Here is a 24899-nt window from a genome sequence, read left to right as displayed (position 1 = left end):
CCCACTGTTCCTTGACCTTGCCCTTTACCTGTTTCCAGTTTCCTTCAACGCGGTTCCAATCCATGGCTTTGGCCTCCTTGGTTGCACACCAGTTGAAACGCCATATTGAGCGCGAGGTTCCGGAATTGAGGCCGTTGCGTCCACTATGGCCGAGGTTTTTGGTAGGCGCATCGACGCTGGCGATTGCAGCAAATTGGCGAAGCGTGATCCAGAGCTTCGCCTAAAATGAAACAGACCGGCATTCCCTCCGCACGGCGCCACCTTTGGGGACCGAAATCGCCTGCCACGTCATGTTGTTGAAATTGCTGGTACGCCCAAGGGGAATCGAACCCCTGTTACCGCCGTGAAAGGGCGGTGTCCTAACCGCTAGACGATGGGCGCGCTCAGACGAAGCGGCTTATAATTGCGTTGTGTGCAACCGGCAACCCATCAGCGGCCACATGCGACAACTTTTTTCAGGAGGAGCGGGAGACGGCCTGTCGGGTGGCCTGCGCCGCTTTCTGGTCTGGTGTAGTCGCATGCAACGGAGATTGGCGCGGAACGCCCATCGCGAAGTCGCGGAGGCTTCCGCCAATCTCGAACGGTGCTGGTTGCTAGCCGGAGGGAACGGCGGGCCATCGGCCGTATGAACGCGTTTTACCCCCGCCGGCGGCAGCGCCAGTTCCAGTCGCGCTCGGGGCCGACATCGACGTGGACGGATTCGGTGTGGCAATAGGTGCCGACGCCGCCACGGCCGGGCATGGTCCTGATGTAGCTCGCCAGCTCCCACTTCGAGACGCCCGGCACCTGGATGTCAGCGGCGGCGCAATACATGTGCAGCGAATTTTTCGCACCGTTGGCGCGGCGGTTGCGGGCGGGATCGCGGTAGCCGGAGGTGACCATCATCTTGCGGCCGTAGTGGCCCTCGATGGTCTTCAGCACGCGCACCAGCGACGGCTTCAGGCAGGCGACGTCGACGCTTTCGTTCTGCTTCAGGAGGCCGTTGGGCGCCAACCGGGCGAGGCCGGCGGCGGAGGCCACCTGATAGGCGCCGCCCGAGCCCTCGTCCTCGTTCAAATCGACGTCGCTTTCGTCATCGATGCCGGATTTGCGCTTGATCTCGAACAGCGCCGTCTGGCGCACGCCGGGCAGCGCATCGCTGCCGGTGATGTGGTTGCTGCTGTCGTCGCCGAGCGAAGCAAGCTGCACCGGCTTGTCGGCCGAACTGGCCGAAGCCAGCGTGACGATCGGTTTTGCCGGCGCTGCCTTGGGCTGCGCAGCAACCGCCGGCTGTTCGCCCGAGCGGGAGCTGATCAACGGAGCGGGTGCCGCCGAGGCTGGTGTCGTGCTGAACAGAGAAGCGAGGAAACCCTTCTTCGGCGCGTCGACCTGCTGGGGTGCGGCGGCCGTCACGTAGACCTCGTTGGTCGCAGGGGCCGCGGCCGCTGGTTTCGGTGCGGTCACGCCGGCATCGGCGGCCGCAATCTTTTGCGCCACGCCGTCCGCTGCGGCCGCGGTCTGCGTCGGCTGTTGCAGCGCCTGCGGCGTCTGGCCGACGATGGTTTCGGCACTGGAGGGAACGTTGACCGGGAAACTGGTGCCGGGCTTGGCTATCGGCACATAGGCGACCTGCTGGGGCAGCGTAGCATCGCCCGCGGCCGTCATCATCATCTGCGGCCCTGCCGATGTGACCTGCGCAGTCGATGTGACCTGCGCGGTCGAATCGCCCGGAGCTGCAGGGCTGGTGGCGGAAGCCGCCGCGATGTCGGAAGAAGTGGCGTTGTAGCCGGGCATGCCGACCGACATTGTCGGGTCGCCGGCGGAGGTGCAGGACGCCAGAAGCACAGAGAAAAGCGCTGCCGCAACGGTGCGACCCTCTCTCCCCGCGAGACGCGAACCTACTGATTTCAAAACTAAATTCCCCCTCGGTGTCCGGTCTGCCGGCTATTGGTGCGGCGTCGAAACGTTCACGTCCAATACCCTAGTGTTCCCAAACCGGAAACGAGACTTGTGTCAATTCTGCAAGCCTCTGAATTAATCGCTCGTTGGAGGCGAATTGAGGCGTCTTGATGGTTGACGACACCATTTCGCCCCGTTTTGGCGGCCCGTCAACTCACCAGACATTACATTCCGTTACAGAATGGCACCTTCAACAGGCGCCGCCGTTACACACGCACCTTCACATAGGTGCCGGGGGCATCACCCAGGGTTTTCATATGCTTGCCCGGTTTACGGGACGGAACGAGGGTGTCGTCCTGGGTCTCGATCCAGTGCTGCCAGTGCGTCCACCAGGAGCCGGGATGCTCCACCGCCGAGGCAAACCACTGGCCAAAATCGCCCATCGGCTTGCCACCGGTCCAGTACTGGTACTTCTTGGCCGCCGGCGGGTTGACGACGCCGGCAATGTGGCCGGAGCCGGCCATCACATACTCGACGTCGCCGCCGAAATATTGCGAACCGAGGAACACCGACAGCGCCGGCGCGATGTGATCTTCCTTCGACGCAAGGTTGTAGACCGGGATGGTGACGTCGGCGAGTGAGACAACGCGGCCCGCGAGTTCCATCACGCCGCGTGTGAGATTGTTCTCGAGATAGCAGTTGCGCAGGTAGAAGGAATGGTTGGCCGCCGCCATCCGGGTGGAATCGGCATTCCAATAGAGCAGGTCGAAGGGCAGGGGATCCTTGCCGCGCATGTAGTTGTTGATGACATAGGGCCAGATCAGGTCGCCCGAGCGCAGCATGTTGAAGGCGGTCGCCATCTTTGTGCCGTCGAGGTAGCCCTTCTCGTTCATCGATTTCTCGACAGCCGCAACCTGATCCTCGTCGACGAACACTTTGAGGTCGCCGGCGTGGGTGAAGTCGACCTGCGTGGTGAAGAAGGTCGCCGATTTGATGCGGTTGTCGCCTTCCTGCGCGAGGAGCGCGAGGGCTGCCGCCAAAAGCGTACCGCCGACGCAATAGCCGATGGCGTTGACGTCCTTCTCGCCGGTGGCTTTCTCGACCATGTCGAGGCCATATTGCAGACCCTCCCGGATATAGGCCTCCCAGCCCTTGGCGCCGTGGCGCTCGTCAGGGTTGATCCAGGAAATGACGAAGACGGTGTGGCCCTGCTCGATAGCCCAGCGGATGAAGGATTTCTGCGGGTTGAGATCGAGGATGTAGTATTTGTTGATCCAGGGCGGGCAGATCAGCAGCGGGCGCTTGAGCACCGTTTCGGTCGTTGGATCGTACTGGATGATCTCGGCGACATCGCTGCGCCCGACCACCTTGCCGGGTGATGTCGCGACATTCTTGCCGATCTCGAAGGGCGAATAGTCGGCCTGTCTCAGCTTCAGATCGCCCTTGCCGGCGGCGATGTCCTCGGCCAGCATCTTCATGCCGCGTACCAGGTTTTCGCCATTGGAGGCGACGGTTTCGCGAAACAGCTCCGGATTGGTCAGGATGAAGTTCGACGGCGAGATGGCGTTGGACACCTGCTTGACGTAGAAGCTGGCCTTGTGGCGGGTGTGCTCGTCGAGCCCTTCTGCATGCTCGACCAGGTCGGCAGCCCAGCGCGAGGTGACGAGATAGGCCTGCTTAAGGAAATCGAAGAAAGCGTTGCGGCCCCATTCAGGGTCCTGGAAGCGCTTGTCGCCGCGCTCGGGCTTGACCGCATCGTCCGGCGCCTCGGCGTTCGGACTGACCTTCTGGATGGCGTTGCCCCAGACGGTCATGTAGCCGGCGAACAGCCGCGTCTGCGCTTCCAGCGCGCGCTGCGGGTCGGCAAGCCAGTATTCCGAGAGCTTGGAAAAGGTTTTGACCATGTCGACCACGGGCTCGGCGACGTGATCGCGCACCTCACCCTTTTCGCGCGGCTCGGCCCAGGCGGAGGCCGCCTTGCCGGCCTGCTCGACCATGCGCGCCATGTTCAACGCGAAGCGTTCCGGGTCTTTCACCAGATATTGCTCGACGGTCGAAGATTGATCATCTTCCGCTTTGCTCGAATCAGGTGCTTGGGACATGGCTCGCGGGGTTCCTCCCGAGGCGTTTTCTTGACATATTATCATGGGACATCTGACCGGGTCCAATGTGCTGTACCCCGGCTGCCAGGAAAACAATATGACGATTAACACCGGCAAGACCATTTATTCGGGAGCAGGCCGCTCTTGCCGCATCGCTGTTGCGATCGCGTGTCTGGCGCCGGGTCTGCTGGCAGCAGGCGGTTGCACGAGCGCCAACACCGGCAACGGGATGAATGTCGGCCTGACGCAAGGGCCGCAGGACACCGGCTCCTATCCCAATCTCAACATCCCACCGCAGGTGGCGGCAAAGCAGCTCACCCCTGAGGAGACCCAGGCCAAGCTTGCCCTGTTAAAGGGCGAACAGCAGGGGCAAGCGGCCAAGGGCGGCGGCGGTGTCCCGTCCACAAGCCCGGCGGCCCTGAACTCGCTGGCGAAGAACCATGGCAAGGACACGCTGAAGCAGATCGAAGCCAAATGCGACCCCGCCCTCGACCCTACTTGCAAATAGAGCTATATGGCGCGCCGAAAGCCGCCTTTTCCAAGGTCCGCTTAGCCAAGCCAACTCTGCCAAAGCCAATTCTAATCGTCTGGAACTGACATGGAAGAATTTCACAAGGTCCGCCGGCTTCCGCCTTACGTGTTCGAGCAGGTCAACCGGCTGAAGGCCAGTGCCCGTTCGCGCGGCGCCGACATCATCGACCTTGGCATGGGCAATCCGGACCTTCCGACGCCGAAGGCGATCGTCGACAAATTGTGCGAAGTGGTGCGCGATCCGCGCACGCATCGCTATTCCTCCTCGCGCGGCATTCCCGGTCTGCGCCGCGCCCAGGCGGCCTACTACCAGCGTCGCTTCGGCGTGAAGCTCAATCCCGATACGCAAGTGGTGGCCACGCTCGGCTCGAAGGAAGGCTTCGCCAACATGGCGCAGGCGATCACCGCGCCCGGCGATGTGATCCTGTGCCCGAACCCGACCTATCCGATCCATGCTTTCGGCTTCATCATGTCGGGCGGCGTCATCCGTTCGCTGCAGGTCGAGCCCGATGACGGCTTCATTCCGGCGCTCGAGCGCGGTGTCCGTCACTCGATCCCGAAGCCGCTGGCGCTGATCCTCAACTATCCGTCGAACCCGACGGCGCTGGTCGCATCGCTCGATTTCTACAAGGACGTCGTTGCCTTCGCCAAGAAGAACGACATCATCATCCTGTCGGATCTTGCCTATTCGGAGATCTATTTCGACGGCAATCCGCCGCCTTCCGTGCTGCAGGTGCCGGGCGCCATCGATGTCTGCGTCGAGTTCACCTCGATGTCGAAGACCTTCTCCATGCCGGGCTGGCGGATGGGCTTTGCCGTCGGCAATGAGCGGCTGATCTCGGCGCTGACCCGGGTGAAGTCTTATCTCGACTACGGCGCCTTCACGCCAATTCAGGTCGCGGCGGCTCATGCGCTGAATGGCGATGGCGCCGACATCGCCGAAGTGCGCGAGGTCTATCTGAAGCGCCGCGACGTCATGGTCGACGCCTTCAGTCGCGCCGGCTGGACCATTCCCGCACCAGCGGCCTCGATGTTTGCCTGGGCGCCGATCCCGGAACCGTTCAAACATCTCGGCTCGCTTGAGTTTTCCAAGCTCCTGATCGAGCACGCCGACGTGGCGGTGGCGCCGGGCATCGGCTTTGGCGAGCATGGCGACGATCATGTGCGCATCGCATTGGTCGAAAACGAGCACCGGATCCGGCAGGCGGCGCGCAACATCAAGCGGTTCCTGGCGTCCAGCGCCAAGCAGCCGAACAATGTGGTGCCGCTCGCCGCGCATCGCTAAGCCTGCGGCACATCCTATTTGAGCAGATTTTGAGGGGCGTCGCCGGACATGGCTGAAGCGTTGCGTGTTGGAATTGCGGGTCTGGGCACCGTCGGCGCCTCGGTAGTGCGCGTCCTGCGCGACAAGGCGGCCGAACTGACCCGGCAATGTGGCCGCGATGTTGTCGTCACCGCCGTTTCGGCTCGCGACCCCAAGCGCGATCGCGGCGTCGATCTGGGCGCCGCCAAATGGTTCGACGATCCAGACAAGATGGCGCAGACCGCCGATATCGACGTTTTCGTCGAACTGATCGGCGGCGACGAAGGGGCGGCGCGCTCGTCGGTCAAGGCAGCACTTGAGGCCGGGCGCCATGTCGTCACCGCTAACAAGGCGCTGCTGGCCAAGCATGGCGTGGCGCTCGCCGAAATCGCCGAGAAGAAGGGCGTGCTCCTCAACTACGAAGCGGCGGTGGCCGGCGGCATTCCGGTCATCAAGACGATGCGCGAGGCGATGGCCGGTAATTCGGTCACCCGCGTCTTCGGCATCTTGAACGGCACCTGCAACTACATCCTGACCCGCATGGAAGCCGAGGGCATCTCGTTCGACGAGTGCCTGAAGGACGCGCAGCGGCTGGGCTATGCCGAGGCTGACCCGACCTTCGACATTGAGGGCCATGACACCGCGCACAAGCTGTCGATCCTGACCAGCCTGGCCTTCGGAACCAAAATTGCCGCCAACGACATCTACATGGAAGGCATTTCCAACATCAGCCAGGCCGACATCCGTGCCGCCGGCGACCTCGGCTACCGGATAAAACTGCTCGGCGTGGCGCAGCGCACAGACAGCGGCATCGAGCAGCGCGTGCACCCGACCATGGTGCCGACAGCTTCTGTCATCGCGCAGGTGCATGGCGTGACCAATGCGGTGGCGATCGAAACCGACATTTTGGGCGAGCTTCTGCTCTCCGGCCCCGGCGCCGGCGGCAACGCCACCGCCTCGGCGGTCGTCGGCGACATCGCCGACATCGCCAAGAGCCGGCCGGGCTTCCAGCACGGTCCGGTTTTCGGCCTGCCGGCCAAGGAATTGCGCCCCTACAAGAAGGCTCAGATGCGCAGCCATGCCGGTGGCTATTTCATCCGGCTCACAGTGCATGACCGCATCGGCGTCTTTGCCGCGATCGCCAAGCGCATGGCCGACAACGACATTTCGCTGGAGTCGATCGTCCAGCACGCGGCCGGGCCGGAAACCGACGCGCAGAAGACAGTGATCCTGGTCACCCACGAGACGACGGAAGCGGCAGTGCGCAAGGCTGTCGACGGCATCACCAAGGACGGCCATCTGACCGACAAGCCGCAGGTCATCCGCATCGAGCGGGCAGGTTAGGTGCTACTGCCTCTCTGTCCGAAACAGCAGCGAAGGGGAGGCTCAGGCGCAAGACAATGAAGTGGCGCTAGAAATATTCATAGACGATCTCCACGCCGCTCCAGCGGTCTTTTTTGAGAACCACTCGTTTCCCTGAGGTTGGCGCCGCTATTTTTAGTTTCCGGCCGATCCATCTCAAGCGGATGTTTTCGTCGCCCTGTATGGCGAAGATCGCGTCTCCCCAATTGTCTGATTCCGTCGCTGGACTTTCTGTTTGTACATAAACAAATGTCGTAAAATCAGTTGTTGCCCCGCAGCCCCTCTTTATCAAACTTGCAGTCATTTTTCCGTCGTCGGAGGCCTCATATGATGTGCGATCATTTGAGCAATCAAACAACGTGAAATTTAAGTAATATACATAAACGAACAAACAGCCCAAAACCATTAATGACGCGGTGCTGATCGTCCATATGTTCGCAAAACGAGAACGCTTCTGTCTACGATCGGTCATCCGTGTCGTCTCCGTAAAAATGCAGCTGTCTTGTATTCCTGACTAATAAATATATCGGATGAAAGATTTGACATATGCGATTGCCACCTCTGGTCGGAGCTTACGCTTTGCGATCCAACAGGTCGCGGAGCTGTCGGGAGCCGATTTGGCCTTGCGCTGTTTAAATACTTTAATCGATTGATTTTGCTGCGATTTCAAAAAAGTATCGACACCAGTCTTGCCGTTGTCATGGAGCTTTGACACAAGGATCGCGCCCCTGGCGGAGGCGCGTTTGAACGAGGATTTTCTCCCGATGAATGTGGCCCAGAACATTGTCGCCGGTCTCGACAGGATACTCACCATGGAAGTGGTGCGTGTCACCGAACGCGCCGCGGTCGCTGCCGCCAGGCTGCGTGGGCGCGGCGATGAAAAGGCCGCCGACCAGGCCGCGGTCGACGCCATGCGCCAGGAACTCAACCGCCTCGCCATAAAGGGCACGGTGGTGATCGGCGAGGGCGAGCGCGATGAGGCGCCGATGCTCTATATCGGCGAAGAGGTCGGCAGCGGCATAGGTCCGGCGGTCGACATCGCGCTCGATCCGCTCGAAGGTACGACCATCTGCGCCAAGAACCTGCCCAATGCGTTGGCCGTCATCGCCATTGCCGAAAAGGGCAGCCTGTTGTTTGCGCCCGATGTCTACATGGACAAGATCGCCATCGGTCCGGGCTATGCCGAAGGCGTCATCGACATCGACGCCTCGCCGGCTGAAAACATTGCCAACCTCGCCAAGGCCAAAGGCGTCGCGGTGGCGGAAATCACCGCCTGCATCCTCGACCGGCCGCGCCATGAAAAGCTGATCGAAGCGGTGCGCGCCACGGGCGCGGCGATCCGGCTGATCGGCGATGGCGATGTCGCCGGCGTCATCCACACCACCGACCCGGAAGAGACCGGCATCGACATCTATCTCGGCACAGGCGGCGCGCCGGAGGGCGTGCTGGCGGCGGCGGCACTGCGCTGCACCGGCGGCCAGATGCAGGGCCGGCTGATCCTCGACACGCAGGAAAAGGTGGCGCGCGCAGCCAAGATGGGCATTGTCGAGCCGAAGCGGGTCTATCGCGCCGAGGATATGGCGCGCGGCGATGTGCTGTTTGCCGCGACCGGCGTCACCGACGGCAACATGCTGGCCGGCGTCCAGTTCGGCAGCAATTCCATCACCACGCACACCATCGTGCTGCGCTCGTCGTCGCGCACCGTGCGCGAGATCAAGGCGCGTCACCAGGATCTGGAAAAGTTTTGAGACTTTCCTGTTTAGCCGTCGCATATTGCCGGAAATGACAATCTGCAGACGACGCGTCCTATGACGGGCGACAAACGCCTCTTCCTCGATGTCAGGCAGTCGGCGACCGGTGTTTCCTGGGAACACCGGTTGAGCGAACGGCAGGACATGACGGCGCTTGCCATCGCGCAGGGCCATGGCGTTCCCGACATCGTCGCGCGTGTGCTGGCAGGGCGCGGCGTCACCGCCGACCAGGCCGAGCGCTTCCTCGATCCGACGATCCGCAACCTTTTGCCGGACCCGGCCTCGCTGACCGACATGGACAAGGCAGCGACCCGTATTGCCGAGGCGGTCATCGCCAAGGAGAAGGTAGCGATCTTCGGCGACTACGATGTCGACGGCGCCGCCTCGTCGGCACTGCTCAAACGCTTCCTGACGCATTTCTCGGTGCCGTCGGAGATTTACATTCCAGATCGCATTTTCGAGGGCTATGGTCCCAATCCGGAGGCGATGCGCGAACTCGTCTCACGCGGCGCGACGCTGATCGTCACCGTCGATTGCGGCACCAACAGCGCTGTCTCCATCGATGCGGCCAAGTCGGCCGGCGCCGATGTGGTGGTGCTAGACCACCATCAGGTCGGCGGTGCGCTGCCGGAAGCGACCGCGGTCGTTAATCCCAACCGCGAGGATGATCTGTCGGGACAGGGCCATCTGTGCGCGGCCGGTGTCGTCTTCCTCGCTCTGGTGCAGACGGCGAGGATACTGCGCAGCCGATTGCCGGACGCCGCGCAGCCGGACCTGCTGTCGCTGCTTGATCTCGCGGCGCTGGCCACCGTTTGCGACGTGGTGCCGCTCATCGGCGTCAACCGTGCCTTCGTGGTCAAAGGACTGCAGATGGCGCGGCAGCAGAAGAATGAGGGGCTGGCCGCGCTGGCGCGGGTGTCGCGCATCGGCGAGCCGATCACCACCTTTCATCTGGCCTATCTGATCGGCCCGCGAATCAATGCCGGCGGGCGCATCGGCGATGCAGCCCTCGGCAGCCGGCTGCTTGCCACCGACGATCCCGTCGAGGCCGGCACGATTGCCGAGACGCTCGACCGGCTCAACCAGGAACGCCAGCAGATGGAGCTGGAGATGCTGGCCGCGGCGCGCGCCGAAGCCGATGCCGAGCTTGCCGGCGGCAGTGGCCCGGCCGTCATCGTCACGGCCAGTACCCACTGGCATCCCGGCATTGTCGGGCTGATTGCGTCGCGGCTGAAGGACCACGCGCGCCGTCCCGCCTTCGCCATCGCCTTCAACGCCAATGGCATCGGCACCGGTTCGGGCCGTTCGGTGTCGGGCTTCGATCTCGGACGACTGGTGCGTGACGCCGCCGGAGCCGGGCTGATCGTCAAGGGCGGCGGCCATGGCATGGCGGCCGGCATCACGGTGGAACGCGCGAAACTGGGCGAACTGCGGGCCTTCTTCGAGGAGCGCGCAGCGACCGAAGTGTTCCGGCTGCAGGACGAGGAAAGCCTGGCCATAGACGGCGCGCTCGCCGCCGAAGGGGCGACGCTTGCACTGTTGGATGCGCAGGAAAAGGCCGGCCCGTTCGGCGCCGGCCATGTCGCGCCGGTGTTCGCGCTGCCGCGCCATCGGCTGGCCGATGTGCGCGCCGTCGGCACCAACCACATTCGCGCCGACCTGCAGTCGGAAAGCGGCGGCCGCATCCAGGCGATCGCCTTTCGCTCCGTCGATACCGCGCTCGGTGAGTTCCTGTTCAAGAACCGGGGCAAGACAGTGCATGTCGCCGGCTCGCTGTCGGGCAATTACTGGAACGGCAATCGCACGGTGCAGTTCCGCATCATCGACGCGGCAAGGGCCTGAGATTGCCGAACTGGTTTAAGCCAGAACGGTCTGCAGCCGCTTCAACTCGCCGATCTGCGCCATCGTCGCCTGATAGCCAAGGCTGATCGCCTCGTCGGCGCGGTGGAATTCGGTCAGGCCGATATGGCTGAGCTTCGGCTGCAGCGACATATCAGGCGGATCGCCGGCAAGCCTTGCGCGCGAAATCCGGTCCTGGATGATGTTGAAGGCTTCGACCATGACGCCGGTGATGCCGAGCCGCGTCTGGTGGGCCTGGTGATCGGGATCGGCCTGGCCTGGCCGGGGCGCATCCTTCTCGATCAGCAGTTCGCCGGCGCTGTGCTTGATGACGGCGGCGCGGCCGAACAGATCGTAGTGAAGGTTGACCGCGACGACCAACGGCTGCTCGTAGGCCCGGCAGACCGAAACCGGAACCGGGTTGACCAGCGCGCCGTCGACCAGCACGCGGCCGTTGCAATTCACCGGCTCGAACACGCCGGGCAGCGCATAGGAGGCGCGCATGGCAGTGATCAGCGAGCCGCTCGACAACCAGATCTCATGGCCGGTGCGGATTTCGGCGCCAACGGCGACGAAGGGTTTCGTCAGATCTTCGAAGCGGATGCCGGCCATGTGCTCGCGCAAGCGTGCGTCGAGTTTCATGCCGCCGAACAGTCCGCTGCCGCGCAGATTGAGATCGAGCAGGCCGAAGATGCGTCGCTTGGTCAGGCTGCGGGCGAATTCCTCGAGCTCATCCAGCTTGCCGGAGAGATAGCAGCCGCCAACCAGCGCGCCGATCGAGGTGCCGGCGATCATCGATATCTCGATGCCGGCCTCGTCGAGCGCGCGCAGCACGCCGATATGCGCCCAGCCGCGTGCGCAGCCGCCGCCCAGCGCGAGCGAAATGCCTGTCTTGCCCGCAGGTAGCGGGTCAGGCACGCCGCCGGACGATGAGGGGCCATTGGCCTCCCGCATATCCGGCCTGTTACGCAATGACGCCCACTCGAGCATCATGATCTCCCTTGTCCCGCGTCCGTTCTACAGGAAGGACGTTTGAGAATAGTGAATATGAGTGGTTTGCGACTGTTGAATGGTTCACGCAGGCTTCCGATACGTTTTTTCCGCATCGAACAGCGGCGTGCTGCCGTCGTCGGCAAGCATTGCCTTGCCGTCGTTGAACCCCACCGTCCGATAAAAGCATGAACGCCGGCCGGTGTGACAGGTTGCGTCGTGGCCCAACACTTTCACCCGAAGCCATATGGCGTCCTGGTCGCAGTCGATCCGCGTCTCGACGACGCGCTGAAAATTGCCGGAGGTTTCGCCCTTCTTCCACAGCGCGTTGCGCGAGCGCGACCAGTAATGGGCGATGCCGGTCTCCAGCGTCAGCGCCAGCGCCTCGGCATTCATATGCGCGACCATCAACAGCATGCCGTCTTCAGCATCGGTGACGACGACGGTGACGAGACCGCTGGCGTCAAAGCGCGGTGAAAGGACGGAGCCTTCCTCAAGCGCCTTCTTGTCTGCTGGAGCCTCGGGAAATTGCAGTGCCGGCATCGGCGGTCCTTGTTCGGTCTAAAGATGTGCTGATTTGGGAGGCCGGCCTGCACAATGGCAGCTTCCTGCGCCTCCGCTGCTCACGTATTTCAATACGCTCCGCTCTGGATCTCGGAAATCACCGTTTTCGGCTAAGTCTACGCCTTTGGAAGGTGACGGCAGACGATTACCCGCGCACCATGGTGACGAAACGGACCTGTTCCTCAGGCGTGTCCTTGAAGACACCGGTGAAGGTCGAGGTCAGCGTGGTGGAGCCCTGTTTGCGGATGCCGCGCATGGCCATGCACATATGCTCGGCCTCGATCATGACGGCGACGCCGCGCGGGTTGAGCACGTCCTGGATGACGCCGGCGATCTGCGCCGTCATGGCCTCCTGAGTCTGCAGGCGGTGGGCGAAGATGTCGACGACGCGGGCGATCTTGGACAGGCCGACGACCTTGCCGTCGGGCAGGTAGCCGACATGCGCCTTGCCGATGATCGGCACCATGTGGTGCTCGCAGTGCGAGTGGAACTTGATGTCCTTGACGATGACGAGATCGTCATAGCCGGCGACTTCCTCGAAGGTGCGGCCGAGCTCCTCGGCGGGGCACATGTCGTAGCCGTTGAACATTTCGAGGAATGCCTTGGTGACGCGCTTGGGCGTGTCGATCAGGCCCTCGCGCTCCGGATTGTCACCGGTCCAGCGCAGCAGCACGCGCACGGCGGCCTCGACCTCGGCTTCGCTCGGCCTGTCGGTGACCGGCTTCTCCAGATAGTCGGAAGGGGGCATGATCTTCTTGATGACGGCATCCATAAAGGCGTCTCCCGTAGTCCCCCTCTCAGGAGGGACGAGTTGAACGGACCACGACCTTTCGGGTGTTGGAAACTCGCCCGGTTTCCAGCCCGCAAGCGGCGTGAACGAAATGGGCAAGGACGGCGGCTTTGCGTTGCCTTGTCGATACCCGACTGCCAGCATTATATATGGTCGTGCCCGGCGAATGAAAGACGCTACAGCGGCAATCGCTGTTCGCTTGGCGGCGACGGATTGGAAAAATATGATTGACGATGTCTACAATGCGAAAATTCTGAGTTTTGCCGGAAACATCGCACGCATCGGCCGGCTCGATCATCCGGACGCGACGGCGCGCGCCCATTCCAAATTGTGCGGCTCGACGGTCACCGTCGACCTCAAGATGGACGATGGCGTCGTCACCGATTTCGCTCATGACGTGAAGGCCTGCGCGCTCGGCCAGGCCTCGTCATCGATCATGGCTCAGCATGTCATCGGCGCCAGCGCCGACGAATTGCGCGCGGTGCGCGACACCATGGTGAAGATGCTGAAGGAAAACGGCGCGCCGCCTGAGGGACGCTTTGGCGACCTTAAATATCTGGAGCCGGTGCGCGACTACAAGGCGCGGCATGCTTCCACCATGCTGACCTTTGATGCCGTGGTCGATGCCATTGGCCAGATCGAGAAGAAGCGCGCCGAAGAAGCAGCCTGACCTATATAACCATGCCCTGGGGCGTGGCTTCTGGCGGTCGTCTGCTTTGGGCAAATTCGCCACGGATCCAGTCGGCAAAGGCTTTGGCCGGCTCCGGCAGTTTCTTCAAACTTTTGGCAACCAGAAAATAGGCCCCGGAGGCGACGTCAATGTCGAAGGGCTTGACCAGCGCGCCCGACGCGATCTCCTCGCCGACCTGCAGGAGGTCGCCGAGCGCCACGCCATGGCCGAGCAGGGCTGCCTGCTTGGACAGCGACACATCCGCCAGCATCGGGCCGCGCGCCGGAATGACGTCAGCGGCCACGCCGGCCGCTTCGAACCAGCGCGCCCAGCCCTGACGGTTCTCCTCATGCAACAGCGTGTAGCGCGCGAGGTCGAGCGGCTTTTCGAGAGCCGGGCCCGATGCCAGCAAGGCCGGCGACAGGACCGGTGAATCCACCGTCGAGGCGAGCCATTCCGCCTCACTGCGCGGCCATGAGGTGGTACGCGCGCTGAAGCGCAGGGCAAGTTCGGGCTGATCGCTGCGGAACTCGATCGGCCTTGGGTCGACTTCGAGGGAGACGTCGATATCGGGCCGCAACTGGCTGAAGCGGTTGAGCCGCGGCAACAGCCATACCGAGGCCAGCGATGGCTCGACGCTGACGCGAACAACAGACTGCGCCGGGGCCGCCACCAGGTCCGAGAGCAGCCTGTCGATGTCGTCGAAACTTCTGACCAACTGATCGAGCAGACGCTGGCCCGCCTCGGTCAGCTCGACGCGGCGGTGATGGCGGTGGAACAAGGGCCGGCGCAGGAACTGCTCGAGCTCGCGGATCTGCCGGCTGATGGCGGCCTGCGAGACGAACAGCTCCTCGGCAGCCCGGCTGAAGCTCAATTGCCGGCCGGCTGCCTCGAAACTTCGCAACGCCGTCAGAGGCAGCCGCCCGCGCTTCATTCGCATAACCCAAAGTTATCCGAAGCGGAAATTATACTCGTTTGAAGGCGAAGACCAGTGGGCGTCTAATTCGCTCTCAAAGGAGATACGGACATGATCCAGTTTCTGGAAATCTTCGGCGATGTGATGCGGATCGCGACGTTTCAATGGCATGGCGAGAGACGGCATGACCGGTGCCGTGAGCAGCGGCCGGCGAGCGTCAGTCGCTGGGCGACGCCGGCTGAGCGGCACCCGTTTCGCCGCTCGCGACCATGAAGCCGACAAAGAGGCGAGTGCGTGAATGGGATTGCGTTTGCCAGCCGAAGCTCACATCTATCGGCTTGGAAACGCGAAACGGAGCAAGTGGTGGGCGACGAGCATCGGCATGCGCATGTCGCTGGGCCGGTCCGGCGCGGGCGCAACTGGCCCGGGCCCTGGCGCAGAACGCCCGGCCGCATTCTCGGCACATCGCTGGTACGGCTCTATCAATTGACGCTGTCGGGCTTTGTCGGCAATTCCTGCCGGCATCTGCCGACCTGTTCCGAATACGCGCATGAGGCGATCGCTCGCCACGGCCTTTGGGCCGGCAGTTGGATGGGCCTTTTCCGCGTGCTGCGCTGCGGGCCATTCGGGACGCACGGTATCGACCGCGTGCCGGAGGCGCTCGCCCCGCGCTATGTCTGGTTCATGCCGTGGCGTTACTGGCAGATCGGCAGGAAGCGCGGCGAAGCGGAGGCCTGACGGCAGACGCGTTTACGATCCGGTAGGGTTAACAACGGCCTGCACAAAGACTGCGCATTTGAGTCAAAATCGAGCCAAGACACTTCGCTAAGCGCCTCATGGTCATTCCCCAGGAGAGCTCGTATGCGCCGTATCGAAACCCATCCCTTCATCATTGCCGCGGTCCTGTTCCTGCTGGCCTGGTTCTTGGGATTTCCCATGCGGGCGCAATCGGCGCCGCTCGGCGATGTCCAATGCACGCTGATCCAGGACGCGACCAGCGGCGCGACGCTTTATCAGCACGGCGTCTGCGACCAGCGCGTCAGCCCGGCGTCGACCTTCAAGGTGCCGCTGGCGCTGATCGGTTACGACAGCGGCATCCTGAGCGACACGCATACGCCGAGCTGGGACTACAAGCCCGAGTTCAAGGCCGTGAAGCGCGACCACAAAACGGTCGACCCGACGATCTGGGAGCGCGACTCGATCGTGTGGTATTCGCGCGAGATCGTGCGCCGGCTCGGAGCTGAGAAATTCGCCGGTTAAGTCTCGACATTCGGCTACGGCAATTCGGATGTCTCGGGCGATGCCGGCAAGGACAACGGGCTCACGCAATCCTGGATAAATTCCTCGCTCTATCGCCGGTCGAGCAGACAGCTTTCCTGCGCCGGTTGCTTGCCGACAAAATGCCGGTTTCTGCCAAGGCACATGAGATGACCCGCGCCATCCTGCCGAGTTTCCAGGCCGGCGACTGGACCGTCCAGGGCAAGACAGGCAGCACCAGGCTCGGCAAGGACGGCAAGCGCTCGCTCGGCTGGTTCGTGGGCTGGGCGCAAAAGGACGGCCGCCGGATCGTCTTTGCCCGGCTTGTCGTCGATACCAAACCGATCGACACGCCAAAGGCCCTGCGACGCGCGCAGCGTTCCTGAAGGACCTGCCGCAGCTGGTGAAGTGAGCGATTTCAGCTGTTTCGGCGGGCACGCATGAGGTGACCGCCGGAATTCGTGTCTGTCTTCGGCGCCTTGGAAAAGCGGGCGAAAATATCGCGGCTTTCCAAATCCTCGATCTCATCGAAACCGAGCTCGCGAAGAGATTTGGCCAGTGCGCTGGGGACGAAGAAGCTGATCCACGGCTCGCCGACAGCGGCGACGCGCGCCGCATGGAAGGACAGGGCTTCCTGTCCCGCCGCATCGCGGTTCTCTGCCGGCTCGCTGTAGTCGAAGACGACCTCCGATCCGGGAATGCCGGCAATCCAGGACAGCGTGCCGAAGATCGCTTCCTGCGTCAGGTAAGGCACGACGCCCAGCCAGATGAAGAAACAGGGCTCGGTCGGCTTCAGGCCGGCCAATGCCAGTTCGTCGGCCAGGCGCTGGCGCTCGAAATTGACCGGCACGAATGTGGTGGCCGGCGGCTCGGCAAGGCCGGCCTCGGCGAAGCATTTGCGTTTCCAGGCCTGCGTTGCCGGATGATCGACTTCGAACACAGTGAGGTCGGGGTAGGGATTGCGTAGCGCAAACGTGTCGAGACCGGCGCCAAGCACCACCAGTTGACTGGTACCGCGGCGCACCGCCGCAGCCAGCCAGTCTTCGGCAAGGCGGGCACGTGCGGCCACGAACAGGCGCATGCGCCGGTCGTGCTCGTCTTCCTGCTCAAGTTCCTGCGCTGCAGGCGCCGCTTCCCCCAGAATCGCGATCGCGTAGGGATCGCGAAACAGTCCTGCCTGCGGTGAGATCTGGTTAAGAGCCCTCAGGCGCGAGACGCGCAGGGCGGTTCGGCTGGGTAGTGCGTCTTCCATTTCTATGATTTCAACCTGTGCCGGGAAAAATCGCAAGCCTTCGCGACCGGACTGCGACATCAGTGGCGACATTTCCTGACGGCTGCGCCAACGACGGCTCTTTACCTCTTACCGTGCTGCCTCTAAAACCCGCCCGCTGTTGTCGTCAGTCCAATTGGCGCCTCCGGCTCATTTTACCACCCGCGCTCGTTTGCGGGACTGGATAGGAGATACCTGATGCTGAATTCCGTTTCCCTCACATTTCCCGATGGCTCCGTCCGCGACTATGACGCCGCGATGACCGGTGCTGCTCTTGCCGAATCGATCTCGAAGTCGCTGGCCAAAAAAGCCGTCGCCTATGCCATCGATGGCACCGTGCGCGACCTCTCCGATCCGCTCGGCAAGTCCGGCAAGGTAGAGATAATCACCCGCACCGATCCGCGTGCATTGGAGCTCATCCGCCATGATGCGGCGCATGTGCTGGCGGAAGCCGTGCAGGAACTGTGGCCGGGAACGCAGGTGACCATCGGGCCGGTGATCGAGAACGGATTCTACTACGACTTCGCCCGCAACGAGCCATTCACGCCTGACGATTTCCCAGTGATCGAAAAGAAAATGCGCGAGATCATCGCGCGCAACAAGCCGTTCACCAAGGAAGTCTGGTCGCGCGACAAGGCGAAAAAGGTCTTTGCCGACAAGGGCGAGCGCTACAAGCTGGAGCTGATCGACGCCATTCCCGAGGACCAGGATCTCAAGATCTACGCCCAGGGCGACTGGTTCGACCTCTGCCGCGGTCCGCACATGGCCTCGACCGGGCAGATCGGCAACGCCTTCAAACTGATGAAGGTGGCTGGCGCCTATTGGCGCGGCGATTCGAACAACCCGATGCTGACCCGCATCTATGGTACGGCCTGGGCCGAGCAGACTGAGCTCGACGCCTACCAGACGATGCTGGAAGAGGCCGAGAAGCGCGACCACAGGAAACTCGGCCGCGAGATGGACCTGTTTCATTTCCAGGAAGAGGGACCGGGCGTCGTCTTCTGGCACGCCAAGGGCTGGAAGATGTTCCAGAACCTGGTCAACTACATGCGCCGCCGCCTCGATGAGCAGGGCTACCAGGAGGTCAACGCGCCACAGGTTCTGGACAAGAGCCTGTGGGAGACATCGGGCCATTGGGGCTGGTATCGCGACGCCATGTTCAAGGTGACGGTGGCCGGCGACGATACTGACGACGACCGCGTCTTCGCGCTCAAGCCGATGAACTGTCCGGGCCATGTGCAGATATTCAAGCATGGGTTGAAATCCTATCGCGATCTGCCCGTAAAGCTTGCGGAATTCGGCAATGTCCATCGCTACGAACCGTCCGGCGCGCTGCACGGGCTGATGCGCGTGCGCGGTTTCACGCAGGACGATGCGCATATCTTCTGCACCGAGGAGCAGCTGGCATCGGAATGCCTGCGCATCAACGAGCTGATCCTGTCGACCTATGCCGATTTCGGCTTCGACCACGTCAGCGTCAAACTGTCGACGCGGCCCGACAAGCGCGTCGGCACCGACGAGGCCTGGGATCATGCCGAGGCGATCATGAGCGGCGTGCTGGACACGATCAGGACACGGTCGGGCAACCGCATCCAGACCTCGATCAATCCGGGCGAAGGCGCTTTCTACGGGCCGAAATTCGAATATGTGCTGAAGGATGCCATCGGCCGCGAATGGCAGTGCGGCACCACGCAGGTCGACTTCAACCTGCCGGAGCGCTTTGGCGCCTTCTACATCGGCTCGGATTCGGAAAAGAAGCAGCCGGTGATGGTGCACCGCGCCATCTGTGGCTCGATGGAGCGCTTCCTCGGCATCCTGACCGAGCACTATTCCGGCCATTTCCCGCTGTGGTTCGCGCCGCTGCAGGTGGTGGTGGCGACGATCACCTCGGACGCCGACGACTACGCGACGAAGGTCGTGGCGCAGCTGAAGGCGGCGGGGCTTATCGCCGAAGCCGATCTGCGCAACGAGAAGATCAATTACAAGGTCCGCGAGCATTCGCTGGCCAAGGTTCCGGTTATCCTCGTCTGCGGCAAGCGCGAGGCGGAAGAAGAGACGGTCAACATCCGCCGGCTCGGCTCCCGCGACCAGCAATCGCTCACGCTGGCCGATGCGCTCAAGCAGCTTGCCGACGAGGCGGTGTCGCCCGACCGCAAACGCCGCGCGGCCTGAGCGCCGATATCTCGCACGACATGGCGGTGGAGCGATCCACCGCCATTTTCACATGCCTGTCACGCCAAACCTGTAACGAGCCATCCATGCTCAAGCTGAAGATGCGGGAAAGACCGTTTCCCGAGCTCTCCTATGCCAATGCCAGCCAGCCGGCGCTGACGCGCTGGTTCATCCACTCCATCGAAGGCATGTCCGGCCGCGACCGGTATGCTGCGCTTTATGATTTCTGGCGCCGCCAGGTGGTGTCGAGCGGCGAGCGCGTGTTCAGCCGCATGCTGGAACTGATCGACGTCAAGGTGCGCAGCGCCGATCAATGGCCGCCGGCGAAGCTGCCGGACACGCCGCTGGTGATCGTCGCCAACCATCCGTTCGGCATCGGTGACGGCATTGCCGTCTTGTCGCTGGCCGAGCAGCTCGAGCGTCCGTTCCGCGTCATGATCCACAAGGATCTGCTCAGGATCCGCGAGATGGAACCGTATTCGCTGCCGATCGACTTTTCCGAGACCAAGGACGCACTGAAGAACAACATGGCTGTGCGGCACGAGGCCGTGCGCCTGTTGAAGGAAGGGGTCACCATCGTGATCTTTCCCGCCGGTGGTGTCGCCACGGCGCCCAAGGTTTTCGGCCGCGCCATTGACCTTCCGTGGAAGATGTTTCCGGCCAAGCTCGTCCAGGAGGCCAAGGCCTCGGTTATCCCAATGCATTTTTCCGGCCAGAACGGTCGCCTGTTCCATCTCGTCAGCGGCCCGATGAATATGGCCGAGCGTGACAACCGCGTGGCCAAGCTGATCGGCAAGGCATCGTTGACGCTGCGGCTTTCCCTGCTTGTCCGCGAGTTCGCGCGGCTGTCGGGCAAGGCCATCGAGGTGCGTGTCGGCGATGTGCTGCGTTGGGACGAGCTTGCCCCGTTGCGCGACCGCAAGGCGCTGCTCGATCGCCTGTACCGATCGGTGTTCGACCTCTCGACGCCAAGAGCCCAGCGCGGACGCGTGCCTTTCCTGCCAAAACGGATGCGCAAGGCGGCCTGAGGCAGCGCGGTTGCCGGCGATAGTGAACCGAAACCCGCCGTTTGACCCCGCCCTCCTTTGCGCCGGTCAGTCGGCGCCTTCCTCGGGGTCGATGGCCGATGCCTCTGTGGCCAGGACCTCGATTTCCTGGTTCTGGCCGGCGACGACGGTGAAATCCTTCTGGTAGATGCGATCGCGGTTCTTGGCGATGATGGTGTACTGACCTTCGGCCAGCACCATCGAGGCGAAGGCGCCGACGGCTTCCTTGATCGGGTCGCCGGATTCGTTGAGCAGCGACCAGGATGTATCGGCGATGGCCTCGCCGCCGGTTTCGCGCACCAGCTTCATGGTCATCTCCGCCGCACGATGCTCGACCGTGGCTTCGGTCAGTTTTCCGGCCTCGACGCGGATGTCGGAGCGGATGACGGCATTCACCGCGCCATAGGTGGAGACGACATGGTAGACGCCGGCGTTGAGCCGCACGACGCTGTTCGGCGCGACATCGGGGATGATCAAGGCGCGGTCGCCATTGGCCTCGGCGGTGCCCTCATAGATGGAAAAACGCAGCTTTTTCGACGGAATGCGCACGCCGCCCGACAGCACCGCGTCTAGTTTCAGGCCCCCGGCATCGAGCACCAGGCTCTCGCGCTTGGCGTCCTTGCCGACGGTGATGCGCTTGGTGGCGCCGGCGCGCCCGTAGGACGCATGGACGAGATAGCTGCCGGGTTGGAGCTGAAATACGGCGATGCCGCCATGCGCCGAAGCGACCATCGGCAGCTTGCCGTCGCTGGAGGCTTCGGGCTTGAAGACGCGCCAGACGATGCCGCGCGTGATGTCGGCGCCCTTGTCGGTCAGCTGGGCCGAGAGCGTGATGGCGCCACCGCCACCGAGCGCCAGCGACGTATCGTTCCTGGGCGTGGCATAGCTCGAAATGTCGGGGAGTTTCAGATTGGAGATGCCGTCGGCGTTCTGCGCCATGGCCATTGAAGCCGGCACCATCAACAGCGCGGCGGCGAGCCAAATCAGGAAAAGGCGCAATGTCCCCTCAAACATGCCTTGCGTTGAAGCCCAAGGCGGTGGCAATTTCAAGGCTTAAGAGTCCGATCCGCCTTGGCGCCTGGCTCTTTCGTTCGGCATGTCCGCGCCAATGCCCGAGCCGCCCCGATCCGCAACGGCGCGCTTCAGCTCAAAATCGAGTGCTTTAGGAGACTAGGCCCCCATGGTGTCGCCGATCATCGACTTCCTGCTGACCCGAAACTCAGCACCGATTCCTGAATTGAAGGAACCGGCGCCAAGCGACGCCGATATCGCGACGATGATCGCCGCCGCGACGCGGGTGCCCGACCATGGCCGGCTGGAGCCCTGGCGCTTCATCCTCTATCGTGGCGAGGCGCGCGTCGAGATCGGCAGGAAGCTGGCCGCCCTTGCCGAGCAGCGCGAAGGGCCGCTGCCGGAAAACCGCCGCAACCAGGAACTGGCGCGGTTTTCGCGCGCGCCGCTGGTGATCGGCGTGGTCTCCAGCCCGAAAGAAAACCCGAAAATCCCGCAATGGGAAATGTTCCTGTCCGGCGGCATGGCGGCGATGAACCTGATGATTGCGGCCAATGCGCTGGGCTATGGCACCAACATGATAAGCAACTGGTATTCCGACGTGCCGGAGGCCAGGGTGATGCTGGGCCTGGCGCCGCAGGAACGCGTCGTCGGTTTCATCCATATCGGCTCCTACCAGGGGCCGGCGCCGGAACGGCCGCGGCCTGATCCGGCAAAGCTCTATGCGGATTATGCGGGACCATGGAACGGCTGAATGGCCTGCGGGCGCGTGCCGTCGTGAGCCGGCGGATCCGCGCCGATGAGCGACCGTTGGGCGGCGTCACACTCAACGGGATTAGGCAGAAACGCCCGCAGCGCCGGCCCGGGCCAGGAGCCGCTCGGCCAGCCGAAGATGCGGCCGGTCGTACATCTTGCCGTCAATGCCGACCACACCGGGATTTCCGGCGGCTTCGAACGCTGCGACGATGGCCTGCGATCGTTCAATCGCCTCGGCCGACGGCGTGAAGGCAGCGTTGATGACCGGCACTTGCGCCGGGTGGATCGCCATCTTGCCGGTAAAGCCGTCACGCTCGGCTTCGATGCATTCCGCTTCGAAGGCAGCCACGTCACGAAAGGCGGGGAAGACCGTGTCGATCGCCGCGACTTCGGCCGCGCCGGCGGCGAGGATGGTCATGGTGCGGGCGAAGCGGAAGACATCGGTGTAGCGGCCGTTGTCGTCGCGCGCCGCGCGCGCGCCAATCGCCGCCGACAGATCCTCCGCGCCCCAGGTGAGGCCGGCAAGCCGGGCGCTTGCCCCGGCATAGGTCGCGGCGGCAAGCACCCCGGTAGCCGTTTCAGTGATAATCGGCAGGATTCTTATGCCACCGTCTGGCAATCCGTTTTCGGCTTCGTGCACACGGAGCTTTGCGGAGAGCTGCTGCACGTCCTGGCCGCTGTTCGACTTCGGCAGCATGATGCCGTCGGGTTTGACTGCCACCAGCACTGCCAGATCGTCGTCGGTCAATCCGGTCGAGAGGTCATTGACGCGGACATAAATGGCGGCGCTTGTCTGCTGTCTGTTGCCGGCAATGAAGCGTGCGGCGATCTCGCGCGCCGTCGCCTTGTGTTGTGGCGCAACGGAATCCTCAAGATCGACGATGACCACATCGGCGCCGGCGCCAAAGCCTTTCTCCAGCTTCTTTTCGGAATCGCCGGGCACAAACAGCAGCGAGCGCATCAGGCCGCCTTTTTCATCATCATCGCCTGGCGCGTGCATTTGGCGACGAGCACGTCGTTTTGATTGTAGGCGCGATGCTCGAACTCGACGATGCCGCGATCCGGCTTCGATTTCGAGTCCCTGACCGAGAGCACCGTCGTCTCGACACGGACGGTGTCGCCGTGGAAGACCGGGTGCGGGAACACCGTTTCCTTCATGCCGAGATTGGCGACCGTAGTGCCGACGGTGATGTCATTGACGGAGATGCCGATCATCAGGCCGAGCGTGAAGAGTGAATTGACCAGCGGCTTGCCCCATTCGGTTTTGGCGGCGAAATCGAAGTCGATATGCAGCGGCTGCGGGTTCAGCGTCATCACCGAAAACAGCATGTTGTCGCTTTCGGTGATGGTCTTGCGCAGCGTGTGCCGGAAGACATGGCCGACGACGAACTCTTCGAGATAAAGCCCGGCCATCGTTGTTCTCCTCTGCTGCCTGACGGTTGATAGGCGCTGCCCATGCCACCCGCAAGCCAGTTAATAAACATGGTGAACCGTTCGTAAACCTTTTCTGCCTAAGGTCATTCCTGCGGCCGGAAGCTTTCCGGCTAGGGGCGCAAGCAGGCAGTATGGTTGTCTCGCATTTTCTCAAATGGATCTACACGGCGAGGGTCTCGGAGCGTGCCGCGGCGGCGAGCGCGCTGGCCCGCGCCTATATCAATTCCGACCTGCCTTTCGAGGACCGCTGCGCCGCCGAGGCGGCACTGACGCTGCTGCTCGACGACGCCTCGTCGAAGGTGCGGCTGGCGCTGGCCGAGGCGCTGTCCATGAGCCACCATGCCCCGCTGCAGATTATCAGCGCGCTCGCCTCCGACCAGCCGGAAGTGGCAGCCCTGGTGCTGGCGCGCTCGCCGCTGCTCACCGATGCCGACCTGATCGACCGTGTTGCGGCCGGCCACAAGGCGACGCAAAAACTGATCGCCGACCGGCCGGTCGTCTCGATGGCGGTTGCCGCGGCCATCGCCGAGATCGGCGAACCGGAAGCATGTGCTGCGCTGCTCGCCAATGACGGCGCCGATATCGCGTCGCTCAGCTTTCGCCGCATGGCCGAGCGGCATGGCCATATCGCGCATTTGCGTGAGGCTATGGTTACCGATGTCAGGCTGCCTGCCGACTGCCGGCACATGCTGCTGGTCAAGCTCGGCGAAACGCTGAAGGGTTCACCGCTGGTGATGGCGCTGATGGGGGCGGCCAGAGCCGAGCGCGTCACGCGCGATGCCTGCGTAAAGGCTTCGGTTCGGCTGGTCGAAGGCACGCGCACCGAGGAACATGCGGCGCTCATCGAGCATCTGCGTCTGCGCGGCGACCTGACCGCAAGCTTCATCATCCGCACGATTGCACATGGCAAGGTCGACTTCTTCGGCTCGACCCTGGTCGCGCTCAGCCAGCAGTCGGAGCAGCGGGTGCGGGCGCTGCTTGCCGGCGGACAGGACGTTGCACTGCAGGCGCTGTTTCGCGGCGCCGGCCTTGCCGCGCCCACCCATGGCATCATTCTGCGGGCGCTCAAGATCTGGCGCGAAGTCGCCAACGGCAAGCGCGTCGCCGGCGTGCAGGAAGTCAGCTGGCTGATGCTGAAGGAATTGGGCGGTCAGTCCACCGAGGGCGATCTCGCCGGCCTCGTCAAGTCTATCCATCTCGACGCGCTGCGCGAAAACGCGCGTGGCCACGCGCTGGCGATCGCCGCGGCCTGACATC

At 63.1% G+C, this 24899-nt stretch carries 23 protein-coding genes, 1 tRNA gene and 2 pseudogenes; 13 read left to right on the top strand and 13 right to left on the bottom strand.

Features of this window, described 5'->3' with window-relative positions; genetic code table 11:
- The 4 genes and pseudogenes from ACWTU9_RS30590 to phaC all read right to left on the bottom strand — a co-directional run.
- A pseudogene (locus tag ACWTU9_RS30590) lies at positions 1–64 on the bottom strand (CsbD family protein); the annotation flags it as partial.
- A 242-nt stretch (positions 65–306) separates the two neighbouring features.
- A tRNA-Glu gene (locus ACWTU9_RS30585) sits at positions 307–381 on the bottom strand.
- 255 nt (positions 382–636) lie between these two features.
- Complete coding sequence (locus ACWTU9_RS30580) at positions 637–1785, bottom strand: YcbK family protein (protein WP_455861569.1); 1149 nt, start codon at positions 1783–1785, stop codon at positions 637–639.
- 359 nt (positions 1786–2144) lie between these two features.
- Complete coding sequence (gene phaC, locus ACWTU9_RS30575) at positions 2145–3980, bottom strand: class I poly(R)-hydroxyalkanoic acid synthase (protein WP_455861568.1); 1836 nt, start codon at positions 3978–3980, stop codon at positions 2145–2147.
- A gap of 43 nt (positions 3981–4023) precedes the next feature.
- Here phaC and ACWTU9_RS30570 point away from each other — a divergent pair, with 43 nt between their 5' ends.
- From ACWTU9_RS30570 to ACWTU9_RS30560, 3 genes are all read left to right on the top strand, one after another.
- A complete protein-coding gene (locus tag ACWTU9_RS30570) occupies positions 4024–4488 on the top strand; it encodes a hypothetical protein (protein ID WP_455861567.1) in 465 nt (154 codons plus the stop codon).
- 90 nt (positions 4489–4578) lie between these two features.
- On the top strand, positions 4579–5796 hold the full coding sequence (locus ACWTU9_RS30565) for an LL-diaminopimelate aminotransferase (RefSeq protein WP_023681615.1): 1218 nt from the start codon (positions 4579–4581) through the stop codon (positions 5794–5796).
- A gap of 48 nt (positions 5797–5844) precedes the next feature.
- Complete coding sequence (locus tag ACWTU9_RS30560; RefSeq protein WP_455861566.1) at positions 5845–7158, top strand: homoserine dehydrogenase; 1314 nt, start codon at positions 5845–5847, stop codon at positions 7156–7158.
- A 67-nt stretch (positions 7159–7225) separates the two neighbouring features.
- Here the strand turns inward: ACWTU9_RS30560 and ACWTU9_RS30555 are convergent, their stop codons facing one another.
- Complete coding sequence (locus tag ACWTU9_RS30555; protein WP_455861565.1) at positions 7226–7648, bottom strand: hypothetical protein; 423 nt, start codon at positions 7646–7648, stop codon at positions 7226–7228.
- Between the two features lie 292 nt (positions 7649–7940).
- Between ACWTU9_RS30555 and glpX the strand changes: the two genes are divergently transcribed.
- A complete protein-coding gene (glpX, locus tag ACWTU9_RS30550) occupies positions 7941–8924 on the top strand; it encodes a class II fructose-bisphosphatase (protein WP_455861564.1) in 984 nt (327 codons plus the stop codon).
- Positions 8925–8984: 60 nt separating this feature from the next.
- Complete coding sequence (recJ, locus tag ACWTU9_RS30545) at positions 8985–10769, top strand: single-stranded-DNA-specific exonuclease RecJ (protein WP_455861563.1); 1785 nt, start codon at positions 8985–8987, stop codon at positions 10767–10769.
- Positions 10770–10784: 15 nt separating this feature from the next.
- Here the strand turns inward: recJ and ACWTU9_RS30540 are convergent, their stop codons facing one another.
- The 3 genes from ACWTU9_RS30540 to folE all read right to left on the bottom strand — a co-directional run bounded on the left by ACWTU9_RS30540 (position 10785) and on the right by folE (position 13092).
- Positions 10785–11756 carry a patatin family protein gene (locus ACWTU9_RS30540; RefSeq protein ID WP_455861562.1) on the bottom strand — a complete coding sequence of 324 codons (972 nt, stop codon included), beginning with the start codon at positions 11754–11756 and terminating at the stop codon, positions 10785–10787.
- A gap of 84 nt (positions 11757–11840) precedes the next feature.
- Positions 11841–12299 (bottom strand): phosphoribosyl-AMP cyclohydrolase, encoded by a 459-nt coding sequence (gene hisI, locus ACWTU9_RS30535; RefSeq protein WP_455861561.1) that lies wholly within the window; start codon positions 12297–12299, stop codon positions 11841–11843.
- A gap of 166 nt (positions 12300–12465) precedes the next feature.
- On the bottom strand, positions 12466–13092 hold the full coding sequence (gene folE / locus ACWTU9_RS30530) for a GTP cyclohydrolase I FolE (protein WP_455861560.1): 627 nt from the start codon (positions 13090–13092) through the stop codon (positions 12466–12468).
- Positions 13093–13333: 241 nt separating this feature from the next.
- On the opposite strand from folE, the gene ACWTU9_RS30525 reads away from it, so the two are divergent.
- On the top strand, positions 13334–13780 hold the full coding sequence (locus tag ACWTU9_RS30525; protein WP_454588439.1) for an iron-sulfur cluster assembly scaffold protein: 447 nt from the start codon (positions 13334–13336) through the stop codon (positions 13778–13780).
- Between the two features lies 1 nt (position 13781).
- On the opposite strand, the gene ACWTU9_RS30520 is transcribed toward ACWTU9_RS30525, so the two are convergent.
- Complete coding sequence (locus tag ACWTU9_RS30520; RefSeq protein ID WP_455861571.1) at positions 13782–14714, bottom strand: LysR substrate-binding domain-containing protein; 933 nt, start codon at positions 14712–14714, stop codon at positions 13782–13784.
- A gap of 93 nt (positions 14715–14807) precedes the next feature.
- On the opposite strand from ACWTU9_RS30520, the gene ACWTU9_RS30515 reads away from it, so the two are divergent.
- The 3 genes and pseudogenes from ACWTU9_RS30515 (at position 14808) to blaOXA (ending at position 16365) form a co-directional block, all read left to right on the top strand.
- Positions 14808–14969, top strand: coding sequence for a hypothetical protein (locus ACWTU9_RS30515; protein WP_455861559.1), 162 nt, complete (start codon positions 14808–14810; stop codon positions 14967–14969).
- A 90-nt stretch (positions 14970–15059) separates the two neighbouring features.
- Entirely contained in the window at positions 15060–15434 is a 375-nt protein-coding gene (yidD, locus tag ACWTU9_RS30510) for a membrane protein insertion efficiency factor YidD (RefSeq protein ID WP_454588611.1), read from the top strand.
- 123 nt (positions 15435–15557) lie between these two features.
- Positions 15558–16365, top strand: a pseudogene (gene blaOXA, locus ACWTU9_RS30505) (class D beta-lactamase).
- Between the two features lie 6 nt (positions 16366–16371).
- On the opposite strand, the gene ACWTU9_RS30500 reads toward blaOXA, so the two are convergent.
- Positions 16372–17265 carry an SAM-dependent methyltransferase gene (locus tag ACWTU9_RS30500; RefSeq protein WP_455861558.1) on the bottom strand — a complete coding sequence of 298 codons (894 nt, stop codon included), beginning with the start codon at positions 17263–17265 and terminating at the stop codon, positions 16372–16374.
- Between the two features lie 156 nt (positions 17266–17421).
- On the opposite strand from ACWTU9_RS30500, the gene thrS reads away from it, so the two are divergent.
- Both thrS and ACWTU9_RS30490 read left to right on the top strand, forming a co-directional pair.
- Entirely contained in the window at positions 17422–19395 is a 1974-nt protein-coding gene (thrS, locus tag ACWTU9_RS30495) for a threonine--tRNA ligase (protein WP_455861557.1), read from the top strand.
- Positions 19396–19481: 86 nt separating this feature from the next.
- Positions 19482–20423: a lysophospholipid acyltransferase family protein gene (locus ACWTU9_RS30490; RefSeq protein ID WP_455861556.1), complete on the top strand. Its 942-nt coding sequence runs from the start codon at positions 19482–19484 to the stop codon at positions 20421–20423.
- A gap of 66 nt (positions 20424–20489) precedes the next feature.
- Here the strand turns inward: ACWTU9_RS30490 and ACWTU9_RS30485 are convergent, their stop codons facing one another.
- A complete protein-coding gene (locus tag ACWTU9_RS30485) occupies positions 20490–21455 on the bottom strand; it encodes a hypothetical protein (RefSeq protein ID WP_455861555.1) in 966 nt (321 codons plus the stop codon).
- Positions 21456–21621: 166 nt separating this feature from the next.
- On the opposite strand from ACWTU9_RS30485, the gene ACWTU9_RS30480 reads away from it, so the two are divergent.
- Positions 21622–22206 (top strand): nitroreductase family protein, encoded by a 585-nt coding sequence (locus tag ACWTU9_RS30480; RefSeq protein WP_454588447.1) that lies wholly within the window; start codon positions 21622–21624, stop codon positions 22204–22206.
- A gap of 81 nt (positions 22207–22287) precedes the next feature.
- On the opposite strand, the gene ACWTU9_RS30475 is transcribed toward ACWTU9_RS30480, so the two are convergent.
- On the bottom strand, positions 22288–23169 hold the full coding sequence (locus ACWTU9_RS30475) for an HpcH/HpaI aldolase/citrate lyase family protein (RefSeq protein ID WP_455861554.1): 882 nt from the start codon (positions 23167–23169) through the stop codon (positions 22288–22290).
- Positions 23169–23681 (bottom strand): MaoC family dehydratase, encoded by a 513-nt coding sequence (locus ACWTU9_RS30470; RefSeq protein ID WP_455861570.1) that lies wholly within the window; start codon positions 23679–23681, stop codon positions 23169–23171. Before ACWTU9_RS30470 ends, ACWTU9_RS30475 begins: the two co-directional genes overlap by 1 nt.
- 92 nt (positions 23682–23773) lie before the next feature.
- Here ACWTU9_RS30470 and ACWTU9_RS30465 point away from each other — a divergent pair, with 92 nt between their 5' ends.
- Complete coding sequence (locus ACWTU9_RS30465) at positions 23774–24895, top strand: DUF2336 domain-containing protein (RefSeq protein ID WP_455861553.1); 1122 nt, start codon at positions 23774–23776, stop codon at positions 24893–24895.
- The last annotated feature ends 4 nt before the right edge of the window (positions 24896–24899 follow it).

The sequence above is a fragment of the Mesorhizobium sp. 128a genome (assembly GCF_053848025.1).
The sequence above is the reverse complement of the archived record's forward strand: the minus strand, read 5'-3'. Positions and strand labels throughout refer to the sequence as shown.

Excerpts from the sequence above, each read along its gene's own strand:
- thrS (WP_455861557.1), top strand. The coding sequence starts at position 17,422 with ATGCTGAATTCCGTTTCCCTCACATTTCCCGATGGCTCCGTCCGCGAC.
- ACWTU9_RS30565 (WP_023681615.1), top strand. The coding sequence starts at position 4,579 with ATGGAAGAATTTCACAAGGTCCGCCGGCTTCCGCCTTACGTGTTCGAG.
- ACWTU9_RS30555 (WP_455861565.1), bottom strand. The coding sequence starts at position 7,648 with ATGACCGATCGTAGACAGAAGCGTTCTCGTTTTGCGAACATATGGACG.
- phaC (WP_455861568.1), bottom strand. The coding sequence starts at position 3,980 with ATGTCCCAAGCACCTGATTCGAGCAAAGCGGAAGATGATCAATCTTCG.
- folE (WP_455861560.1), bottom strand. The coding sequence starts at position 13,092 with ATGGATGCCGTCATCAAGAAGATCATGCCCCCTTCCGACTATCTGGAG.
- ACWTU9_RS30570 (WP_455861567.1), top strand. The coding sequence starts at position 4,024 with ATGGGACATCTGACCGGGTCCAATGTGCTGTACCCCGGCTGCCAGGAA.
- ACWTU9_RS30580 (WP_455861569.1), bottom strand. The coding sequence starts at position 1,785 with ATGTCGGTCGGCATGCCCGGCTACAACGCCACTTCTTCCGACATCGCG.
- ACWTU9_RS30500 (WP_455861558.1), bottom strand. The coding sequence starts at position 17,265 with ATGTCGCAGTCCGGTCGCGAAGGCTTGCGATTTTTCCCGGCACAGGTT.
- hisI (WP_455861561.1), bottom strand. The coding sequence starts at position 12,299 with ATGCCGGCACTGCAATTTCCCGAGGCTCCAGCAGACAAGAAGGCGCTT.
- ACWTU9_RS30540 (WP_455861562.1), bottom strand. The coding sequence starts at position 11,756 with ATGCTCGAGTGGGCGTCATTGCGTAACAGGCCGGATATGCGGGAGGCC.
- recJ (WP_455861563.1), top strand. The coding sequence starts at position 8,985 with ATGACGGGCGACAAACGCCTCTTCCTCGATGTCAGGCAGTCGGCGACC.
- ACWTU9_RS30525 (WP_454588439.1), top strand. The coding sequence starts at position 13,334 with ATGATTGACGATGTCTACAATGCGAAAATTCTGAGTTTTGCCGGAAAC.
- ACWTU9_RS30480 (WP_454588447.1), top strand. The coding sequence starts at position 21,622 with ATGGTGTCGCCGATCATCGACTTCCTGCTGACCCGAAACTCAGCACCG.
- ACWTU9_RS30560 (WP_455861566.1), top strand. The coding sequence starts at position 5,845 with ATGGCTGAAGCGTTGCGTGTTGGAATTGCGGGTCTGGGCACCGTCGGC.
- ACWTU9_RS30520 (WP_455861571.1), bottom strand. The coding sequence starts at position 14,714 with ATGAAGCGCGGGCGGCTGCCTCTGACGGCGTTGCGAAGTTTCGAGGCA.
- ACWTU9_RS30475 (WP_455861554.1), bottom strand. The coding sequence starts at position 23,169 with ATGCGCTCGCTGCTGTTTGTGCCCGGCGATTCCGAAAAGAAGCTGGAG.
- glpX (WP_455861564.1), top strand. The coding sequence starts at position 7,941 with ATGAATGTGGCCCAGAACATTGTCGCCGGTCTCGACAGGATACTCACC.
- ACWTU9_RS30515 (WP_455861559.1), top strand. The coding sequence starts at position 14,808 with ATGATCCAGTTTCTGGAAATCTTCGGCGATGTGATGCGGATCGCGACG.
- ACWTU9_RS30490 (WP_455861556.1), top strand. The coding sequence starts at position 19,482 with ATGCTCAAGCTGAAGATGCGGGAAAGACCGTTTCCCGAGCTCTCCTAT.
- ACWTU9_RS30465 (WP_455861553.1), top strand. The coding sequence starts at position 23,774 with ATGGTTGTCTCGCATTTTCTCAAATGGATCTACACGGCGAGGGTCTCG.
- ACWTU9_RS30485 (WP_455861555.1), bottom strand. The coding sequence starts at position 21,455 with ATGTTTGAGGGGACATTGCGCCTTTTCCTGATTTGGCTCGCCGCCGCG.